The following is a 2,765-nucleotide window of genomic DNA, read 5'->3' on the forward strand; positions in this document are numbered from 1 at the left end:
TGTGAAATGTCAATTACATAGACCGATTTCAAGCATCAATTTTCTCCTCCTTTTCACTACGAAAGTGACCTTCAAATGGATGACCTCGGATCGCATCAGCTTGAAGCGTCAGGTGTAGCTCGCGACCGTCAAAAACGACAACAAAAATGGCTGTACTACTGGCATGGACTCAAGTTGGACTCAATCCGAATAGTACAGGTGCCAAAAGGCAGCGAAAAGCAGTCAACTGAATCGTTAAAATCCAGCTATTACGAGGGACTTCTGCATTAATAGCAGAGCGTCAAGTAAACATGAGATCCGGTTACGGGTGCTGCTTTACACGGCCTGAGTGCGTGAAATTGCAGCTTGTTTGCGAAAGCTCTCGGCTTGCAGTTCGATAATCGTCGCGTGATGGACTAAGCGATCTATGGCAGCAACGGTCATCATCGAATCCGTAAAGATGCTATCCCACTGGCTAAAGGGTTGATTTGCCGTAATGAGCAGGCTTTTGCGCTCATAGCGATGGGCAATCAGTTCAAACAGCACCGAGGTTTCCGCCTCTGACTTTTTGACATAGCCTAAGTCATCAATGATGAGCAGATCGTACTTATCGAGTTTGACCAGCATGGCGGGCAATTGTAATTGCAGCTTGGCTTGTTGAAGTTGCTGCACCAAAGTGGTGGCAGGCATGAACTTCACCCACTTGCCTAACTCTATCATTGAGCGCCCCAGTGCAGCACTGACGTGCGTTTTCCCGGTTCCACTCGGCCCAAAGATCAAAATATTGGAGGCATTCTGCAACCAGTTTGCCGATTCGGCAAATTGCATCACAACCGCAGGAGTGAGACTGGGAACATGGGAAAACTCGAAGTTAGACCAGGCTTTGCCGGAGGGCCATGGCGCTTCTGACAGCGCGCGGGCAATCCGGGCTTGGTCGCGGCGGCTGGCTTCCCCTTCGGCCAGTGCCAGGAGGAAGTGAGCGTAGCTCCAGTTCTCCTGGGTAGCTCGGTGTTCTATCGCTTGCCAGTCGGACAGGAAGTGGCCCAGTTTGAGCCGTTTGAGCACGCTCGTCAGGTTCTGATACGGACTCGACGGAGGTTGAAGCTTGCTGGAAGAGTTGGTCATAGCTCGAGAGTTCATGTTGCCCTGAGGCAACATCAGGAACAGGTAAGGTTTTCATCCGGTTGCATTGGTGTTGGAGACGATGCAGAGTGAATGTTCCAGCAGCTAATTCGGCTTTGAGATAACTTGCCACTGCTACTTCTTGGTTTTGAGTGGCAGCAATGTAAAGTGCTTCAACCATCCAACGGGCAGCCGTATCAGGCTCAGTACAGCGTTTCATCTGTTGCCAGAGTTCACGCCAGTCTGAATCTGGCAGCAAGTCCTGTTGCCACTGGCAATAGAGAAAGGCTCTCGGCTTGCGGCGTAAGCTTTCGACGACATGACAATAGTTGATGCAACGGGCGCGCCGAATCGCTGCACTACCATGCACATGAATGCGAGGGAGTTCGACGACTTGGGTGGTGCCCACGAACCCCACAATCCGGTCATGATAAAGATGGAGCGTCAGTTGCTGCCCAATTAAGCGAGAGGGGACACTGTAAAGGACGCAGCGCACACTGATGGTGCTATGGGCACTCACCCGACTGCTGAGTACTTCATAATCGGCCGTGCGATAGCGGGGGAGGCTCTGTAATGTGGGACGTTCCAGCTCGAATTTCTGCTGGCACTTGGCATTGAGCTTGCCAATCACCGCTGCGATGAACGCTTGATAGTGAGCAGCACTCTCAAAATCAAAGCTGCCTCGACGGTACAGGGCTTGGCACAAGCGGCGTTTGAAGTAGCCATGTGAGCTTTCTACACTTCCATTTTCATGAGCAATACCGGGATTGTTTCGCGTCGGTTGCACGCGGTAGTGGTCACAAATTGCGGCATACAGCTGCGTCAATTGGGGATTGCGTCCGCCAGTGTTGCGATAGGCGGCACTGAGACTATCGGTACGATGTTGCCCTGGCACTCCCCCACAGGCAAACAAGGCATTCTGCAAACCTTGGGATAAGCCCACAAAGCTCTCGCCACCCTGGATGACCTGCACGTATTGCCAACCACTAAACGCGAGCCGATAGTGATACAAAAGGTGCTGAAACGGTTGCCCTTTGACCGTGACAGTCACTCCCTTCAGATGCGTGAAATCTGATAATCCCAGTTCTCCCGGTGCATGTTGGATTTTGAACATCACTTCTTTCGGCTTGCCATGCTTGGCTTTCCAGCGTTCCACGCGTCGTTGCACCGTTCTCAGCTTGTCATCATACTGTCCGGGATATAACTCCTGGAGCGTTTCAAACAACGTGATGGGTTCAAGCCGAGGTTCCCGTTCTAGCATCGGCAACAAATCGGTTTCCCAGTGCCCATTGAGTGGGTCAGCACGAGTCTGCCAATCGCGCGGTCGTCCGCGTTGCGGTCGATGGCTACCACTTTCAATGCGACGAGCCGTGCGCGCTGAAATTCCCGCTTTGGCTGCCGCGATTTGTTGGGAATGCCCCTTTCTCTTCGCGTTCATGTACAGTTGGACCTGTTGATATTTAATGGCTACGGGCACTAGGACATCTCGAATTGCTGTTGGGACGTCTCCTAGTGTCTTTGCTTTGAAACTTGCGGTTGATCACTATTGCTGAACGAAGCGACGCGATCTGATCCGGTTTACAAATGAAAAAGTGATTGCTTACTTTGCAACTCTGGGGTGGGCAATGTAATCGTCATTCGGTCTAAATAATTGTCGCGCCATA

The 2,765-nt window shown here is 51.7% G+C and carries 1 protein-coding gene and 1 pseudogene; both read right to left on the reverse strand.

Going from position 1 to position 2,765, the window contains the following annotated elements:
• Nucleotides 1-315: 315 nt before the first annotated feature.
• Nucleotides 316-1,104: an IS21-like element helper ATPase IstB gene (istB, locus tag AC5JLP_RS12555; RefSeq protein ID WP_496068252.1), complete on the reverse strand. Its 789-nt coding sequence runs from the start codon at nucleotides 1,102-1,104 to the stop codon at nucleotides 316-318.
• Nucleotides 1,105-1,483: 379 nt separating this feature from the next.
• Nucleotides 1,484-2,539 (reverse strand): annotated as a pseudogene (gene istA / locus AC5JLP_RS12560) (IS21 family transposase); the annotation flags it as partial.
• Nucleotides 2,540-2,765 lie beyond the last annotated feature (226 nt).

Source organism: Stenomitos rutilans, from assembly GCF_059505485.1.